General features: G+C 45.8%; 7 protein-coding genes. 1 reads left to right on the top strand and 6 read right to left on the bottom strand.

From position 1 onward, the window contains the following. Positions 1-177: 177 nt before the first annotated feature. The 6 genes from HW447_RS17630 to HW447_RS17605 all read right to left on the bottom strand — a co-directional run bounded on the left by HW447_RS17630 (position 178) and on the right by HW447_RS17605 (position 5494). Positions 178-1857 (bottom strand): recombinase family protein, encoded by a 1680-nt coding sequence (locus tag HW447_RS17630; RefSeq protein ID WP_176256330.1) that lies wholly within the window; start codon positions 1855-1857, stop codon positions 178-180. 116 nt (positions 1858-1973) lie between these two features. Next, positions 1974-2240: a DUF6870 family protein gene (locus HW447_RS17625; RefSeq protein WP_087382290.1), complete on the bottom strand. Its 267-nt coding sequence runs from the start codon at positions 2238-2240 to the stop codon at positions 1974-1976. A gap of 126 nt (positions 2241-2366) precedes the next feature. Beyond that, positions 2367-2567 carry a hypothetical protein gene (locus tag HW447_RS17620; protein ID WP_087382293.1) on the bottom strand — a complete coding sequence of 67 codons (201 nt, stop codon included), beginning with the start codon at positions 2565-2567 and terminating at the stop codon, positions 2367-2369. A gap of 334 nt (positions 2568-2901) precedes the next feature. Continuing rightward, positions 2902-3324: an RNA polymerase sigma factor gene (locus HW447_RS17615; RefSeq protein ID WP_176256329.1), complete on the bottom strand. Its 423-nt coding sequence runs from the start codon at positions 3322-3324 to the stop codon at positions 2902-2904. Positions 3325-3830: 506 nt separating this feature from the next. Further along, positions 3831-4469 carry a DNA alkylation repair protein gene (locus HW447_RS17610; protein ID WP_176256328.1) on the bottom strand — a complete coding sequence of 213 codons (639 nt, stop codon included), beginning with the start codon at positions 4467-4469 and terminating at the stop codon, positions 3831-3833. 77 nt (positions 4470-4546) lie between these two features. Further along, positions 4547-5494, bottom strand: a complete 948-nt coding sequence (locus HW447_RS17605; RefSeq protein WP_176256327.1) for a sigma-70 family RNA polymerase sigma factor — start codon at positions 5492-5494, stop codon at positions 4547-4549. A gap of 151 nt (positions 5495-5645) precedes the next feature. Between HW447_RS17605 and HW447_RS17600 the strand changes: the two genes are divergently transcribed. Then, a complete protein-coding gene (locus tag HW447_RS17600; RefSeq protein WP_087347884.1) occupies positions 5646-6005 on the top strand; it encodes a helix-turn-helix transcriptional regulator in 360 nt (119 codons plus the stop codon). Positions 6006-6180 lie beyond the last annotated feature (175 nt).

The raw sequence follows: 6180 nt of genomic DNA, 5'->3' as shown, positions 1-6180 counted from the left end.
TGTCATTATATTCAAATTCAGAATGGCGTTTCATTGCTATTCCTGGAAAATGTTATGAATCAAGATATTGCAAACCAGGACTATTATTATGGAGTACAGTAGTAACAGAAGTATCATTCATTTCATATGAATGTTTCATATTAGGAAAACACACTGCCAGAAATGGTGTGGCGGGCATCAGCCCGCCGCGGCGGGAATTTCAGAAATGTTAATTTCAATGTATTCGGCAATTCTGCGAAACTCGTCAGCAAACTTGAATTTCACACTTATATTGCCGTTTTCGTAAACTTTGATGTAGTTTACAAGATCAATGAGGATTTCCCGGTTGAGCGTTTCAATGTTCTGGTGTTTCTTAAAGGCCACCAGCGCCGGATGCTCACTGTCAACGCCGTTTGCCAGTTCCACCCGTTCAGCGGTCAGCCGTTCCAGCACATCGGAGAGTGTACTCACTTGCCGTTCATAGTCGGCCTTCATAGTCCGGTAGTCATGCTGGGTAATTTCCCCGTCTTTCCAGTCTTGATAAAGGGACTGTTTGTATCGGGTAATTTTCGCCAGTTCCTTTTCCTTTGCGGCAATCAGATCGTCCAGTCGGAATGACTGGCTTTTTTTGACTGGAGCCGAGTTGATACGGGCAAGTATCTCCGAAAAGGAAACGGCCAGATGTACCTGTTGACGGACGGCAAACAGGACGGCGGCCTCCAGCCGCTCATGCTTGATTGAGTGCATGGAACAGGCGGCCCGGGAGCGGTATTTGTAGGTAGAGCAGGCGTAATACACATTTTTCCCGCTCTGGCTCCGTGTAATGGATTTTCCGCAATCCGCACAGCGGAGAAAACCGCTGAACAGATGGAGCTCCTTTTTCCGTGGGGCCGTCCGGGTGTCCCGTTTCAACAGGGCCTGGACCTTTTCAAAGGTTTCCCGGTCTATAATCGCCTCGTGGGTATCAGCCACCCGCACCCATTCATCCTCCGGCACCGCCTCAATCTCATGTACCTTATAGCTTTTCACACGGCGGCGGCCCTGTACCAAATCCCCGGTATAAATCGGGTTGGTAAGAATGTTTGTAAGCACCCGATCTCCCCACATGGGATTATCTGATACCGAACAGGAATAGGGCAGGCCCTTATTTTTTCGGTAGGTTGTCGGGCTGGGGATGCCGTGGTCATTCAAGTGGTAGACGATAGCCCGTCTTGTTTCCCCTTGCAAAGTCATGTTATAAATAAGCTTTACAATCTCGGCGGCCTCAGGATCGACAATCAACTGGTGTTTGTCTTTTGGATCTTTTATATAGCCGTAGGGGGCAAAGGAGCCGATGTACTGGCCGTTGCGCCGCTTATAGTCAAACACCTGGCGGATCTTCTTTGAAGTCTGATAGCAGTATTGATCGTTCATTACATTTGTAATCGGAACAATAATGCTGGAAACGCTGTCCGGGTTGAGGTAGCTGTCCACATTTTCAGCAAGACTGATAAAACGGACGCCCATTTGCACAAACAGGTTATCAATCAGACTTCCCGCATCGCTGTAATTCCGGGCAAAACGGGAAAGGTCTTTTACCACAACGCAGTTGATTTTCCCGCTCATTACATCGGCCAGAAGCCGCTGGAAATTTTCGCGGTTGGCATCCGTCCCTGTGTGCCCATCGTCCACATATTCGGAAACGCTTTCAAATTCCTCTATGTGCTTTTGGTAAAAATCATTCAGCAGGTCGCGCTGGTTTTTAACGCTGTTGCTATCGTCTTTTCCTTTTTTCAAATCTTCTTTGGAAAGCCGGATATATTCGCCCAGTCGCCAGCGCCGGATCGTATAAGAGGGAGAGAAACTCTGTTGAAACCCTCTGTTTTTTGTTCGTGACATTGTTCCTCCTTCCCTATCACATTACACTTATATTATAACTCTGTCCCATAGGGACAACAAGGATGGCTCCGCCTCGGGACACTTTGTCTCGAAGCTGGGGCGGGCCGCAGCCGAAGTCACAGCCCGCTTTTTTGCCGGATCAAATAGTCCGTCAAGGTGTCCTGCAAAGACGGCCCACCTTCCGCAAATTCAATTTTCACACCGACTCCGCCGATGTTGAAGCAGTATAGGTTTTTGGCAACTTGCAAAAACCTTATGACGCGCTCTTTGTGGGAAAGAGTGTTATCAAAGGTCATACCGCTCACATCGGGCAGAGACTCGGGGGAGACTGCACCAATATCAACGCTTTTCATTCGTTCCAGTTCCTGTGCGGTTAATTTCACGGTAAAACCTCCTTTGTTCAGATTGATAAACGCCTCCCGGTTGTCCTGTGGGGAAACGCGAAAAGGCGGCACCACATAAGTGCCGCCCTTTGGCCTGTCCTCACATCGGGACACAATGTCTCGAAGTTAATAGGGGCCGTTTTCGTAATGGTGCTGGGCCTCGTCCAGCGTTTTGAAGTCAAATACATAATGGAGCTCACCGACAACGCGCCGGATGTCCTCGGGGGAAAAACCGCAGTTTTCCATCGCATAGATCACATATCCCCGGCAGGCGTTGTTGCTCCACGGCTCGACCAGCATAGCGGCCAATACGGGATCGTATTTCATTTTCTAATTCCCCCTTTGATAAAATTTAGGGAACGCCGCGCCCATTTCCTTGACCTGTCCAAAGACAACTATACTCGGCGCGGCGCCCCCTCGCAGACGAGAGGGCGGCCCGGAGGGACAGGCGGCCAGCCTGTCCACTGCCGGATCGTGGCCGTGGGATGGCCCGGCCCACTTGCGGCGCTGGTGTTGTTCGCTCATTTTCCTTTGGGAAAAGTCACCGCGCACCCGCCGCCTGGCTCCCCGGATTGCGCTCGCGGCCGCCCTTGTTCATCTGCGGAGAAAAGAAAACCTCCTCTCATAAACCGAGACATTTTTGGATGATATTCGGACTGGTTCAGCGGGATTTTTTCAAATATTTTTTCATGTTTTCCAAACCACGCTCCACAGCCCGCCGCACCGCGCTTTCGTGAACGCCTTCCGCTTCAGCTACTTCAGAATAGGTCTTGCCAAGAATGACACAGGCATCAACACGGCGGCCCTGGGCTTCGGGCAGAGAGTTAAGCGCGTTCCACAGACGGATAAAGAGTTCCATCCGCTCCAAGAGCTCCTGGGGCGTAGGCTCATGCAAACAGGCCGAGTATTCAATCCCGTCCTCACAGTCCAGGGAATACTGCGCCTTGTGCCGGGAGAGACGCCGCTGATAAGCCATCTCATGGCGGGCATCAGCCAAAAATACTTCGGCCACCTCGTCAGAAACCTCGATAAACTGATCCTGCGTGTACCAATAATAAAAATCTTTCAGATTGATTGTAGCCATAATAAACCTCCGTTTCGGTGTTGGGTGGATGAGCGACCGAAACAGGGCTCGGCGGGGAGCGGCACCCTGGAGAGCTGCTCCGTACCTCGGGACACTTTGTCTCGAAGTACGGATAACAAAAAGCGCCTGCGCGACACAAGGCCACGCAAGCGCATGAAATAACAAATTCATTTATGTACTGCCAAATTTCGCATCCACCGCCGGACTGATCCTGCTGGGCGGGTGGGCTTTTTTTGACAGGTTAGGGGGATAGAAAAGGAAAAGGGACACGGCGATACCTCCTGGACACCGCCGTATCCTAAAAAAGGGCGACTTTAATACACCCCCCGCAATCTCATTTTTTGAAAAGAAAACGGCGGCTTGAAATTTGTTATTTCAAAACCGCCGCAAGGCTACTGTATTTTGTTTAGGCGCGTGATAAGCCAGCCGCCGAAACAACGGTTTTTTTATTATCCCGTTGGGCGGTTGTACTCTATACGTTTGGCTTAGCACTATTGCCGTTGCGATTATCTATCAATACTTTTTTCTGCTATGTATCTATACGCTAACTTATAAACTTGTGCCACTTTTTTGTCCGAAATATCCCAGGTAGAGACTTCTTCTTTTATAAGGGTAGGAAATTTTTTGCTTATATCTCTTAGTGCGTTCCCTGCTGATTTTCGGACATATTCGCTGTTATCTGCTTTCAAATTGGATAAGAGTGAAATTGCAATTTGAGGATTTTCTCTAAAATAATCGCGGTTTGTCCATATACGAAGTCCCTCTGAAACAGCTCGACGAACATTAGGGCGACTATCTTGCAACCATTCTTTAATAGTTGGCAATGATTTTTTATATCCGTTTGTAGAACAATATATATCAAAAGCCATAGCTAAAACTTCTTGGACTTTCCAACTCGGATGCGTACTTACAGTTTCGCGCAAAAACTCTAATGCAGTCGGGCGTATTGAGCTTGCATAACCATATAAGAGCACGCCGATTTCTTGAATTTGAAAATATTCTGAGCAATACAATTCCGAAGCTATTTGGATATATTCTTCGTGTGAATAGGAGCTACTTAATTTAAGAGCTTCTTCCTTAACCTTTTTCAAATTGTCCTTGTCAGTGATTGTGTCAACTAAGTATTGTAAGTATTCCTTATCCATAAAAAAGCCTTTCTGCAATCTTGAATTTTTAGTTTCATAATAATAGATGCTCAAACAAAAGCAAAGGCTCGGCCTCATCAACAATTTCCATAAAAATTTTTAACAAGCAATATAATCTCATCAAACCACTTTTGACTTGGTCTTTGATCAGGAATGTTATGATAAAAATGCAATATCATTTGCGTAGTCTTTGAATTTTGAACATAACCATTTTGCTTGTAGTTTAACACAGTGAGGGATTGCCTCATTTTTTTCTGGATTGAATTTCTTGTATTCATAAATTCAATCCATTCCTTGCAGGTGCATGGGTTATTTATACCAAAAAAACTACAATGCCCTTGAAAAAACGACTCCAAATTTAACCTTGCGCGATATAGTAATCCCTTGACAGCTTTAGGAGTAATATCTAATATTTCGCTCACTTCTTTTATTGATAAGCCAAACATATCAACTAAGGAAAAAGCTATTCTTTGATTGAGCGATAACTTTCTTGTCATAGCTAAAAAGCACCCATCGCGCAGCTTTATCACTTCTTCATTTGCTTCTACTTCATCCAACTGAATAGATGGAGGAGTAACTAATAGCTTACCATCCCGTTCTAATTCTTCGATACTTTCAAAGTATTCAACATTGTTTTCTCGTTGTTGTTTGCGTAACAACATACGAAACTCGTTGATACAAATTATGCGAAGCCACTTCTTGATTGCTTCTTTACTTCTAAGCTCCTTTATGTGGAGCCATGCTTTAATAAAAGTTTCTTGCGTTAGGTCATCTGCATATTCAGGATTAGCCGATAGCTTTAATGCCAAATTGTAAACATATTGCCCATAACTTTCAATGATATTTTCAATTTTAGGCAAATCTTTGCGACGGCGATCAGAGGGCTTTTGAGCATTTCGAGGTATCAGCCACAACCTACTAAACTTTATGGCACCCTCTATACGATTTTCTTCGCACAATTTCTGTATGCGGCGTTCTGAAATTCCCCAGTTTTTTGCAGCTTCTTGTACCGAAATAAAATCCATATCCTACCTCCACAAATCAATCACGAATAATTATATACGGTCAAACGAATAATTTCAATGATGTATATATGAAAATAAATAGTCAGTAGTATGAAATATATAATCGTTCAAATAATAGTACCTGAAATGTAAAATTACATTAGGTGATATTATGAAGATTGAAAGAGATGAACGACGGTTTGATTTTCACGATATAGGGCTCGCCATCAAACGGGCAAGAGAGGCCAGCGGGATGACGCAGGAACAACTGGCCTATATTGTTGACCGGGCTCCACGCACCATCATGTATAACGAAAATGACGGCCAGCACCCCAGCCTCAACACCTTTTACCAGATGGTCACAATGTTCGATATATCGGTAGATCAATACTTCTATCCGTCCAAGAACAAAGGGAGCGAGTGCAGAAAGCGGATTGACGCCATGCTCAACGCCCTGGACGAAAAAGAACTAAAAATTGTAGAAGCCACGATCCAAGCGATGAAAGCGGCTAAAGAAACGGAGGATGCGTAAGAGAAGCGTGTGCCTCCGTTTTTTTGCGCCATTTTCGGGGCTTGCACAAAATGGCAAGCAATTCGGGTGTGGCCACACTCCGAAATTTTTGCTGGCCGCAGGCCCGCAAAAATGCTTGTTGGGGAGCTCCCCAAACCCGCTGAACTTCGGGACAAATTGTCCCAAAGTCCCGGCG

This window comes from Enterocloster alcoholdehydrogenati, from assembly GCF_013282095.1.
Taxonomy (GTDB): Bacteria; Bacillota; Clostridia; order Lachnospirales; family Lachnospiraceae; genus Enterocloster; species Enterocloster alcoholdehydrogenati.
This window is presented reverse-complemented; position numbering and strand designations above follow the sequence as displayed.

What these genes read in the sequence shown, in the direction of transcription:
- HW447_RS17630 (WP_176256330.1), bottom strand. Translation starts at nt 1,857, where the DNA reads ATGTCACGAACAAAAAACAGAGGGTTTCAACAGAGTTTCTCTCCCTCT.
- HW447_RS17620 (WP_087382293.1), bottom strand. Translation starts at nt 2,567, where the DNA reads ATGAAATACGATCCCGTATTGGCCGCTATGCTGGTCGAGCCGTGGAGC.
- HW447_RS17615 (WP_176256329.1), bottom strand. Translation starts at nt 3,324, where the DNA reads ATGGCTACAATCAATCTGAAAGATTTTTATTATTGGTACACGCAGGAT.
- HW447_RS17610 (WP_176256328.1), bottom strand. Translation starts at nt 4,469, where the DNA reads ATGGATAAGGAATACTTACAATACTTAGTTGACACAATCACTGACAAG.
- HW447_RS17605 (WP_176256327.1), bottom strand. Translation starts at nt 5,494, where the DNA reads ATGGATTTTATTTCGGTACAAGAAGCTGCAAAAAACTGGGGAATTTCA.
- HW447_RS17600 (WP_087347884.1), top strand. Translation starts at nt 5,646, where the DNA reads ATGAAGATTGAAAGAGATGAACGACGGTTTGATTTTCACGATATAGGG.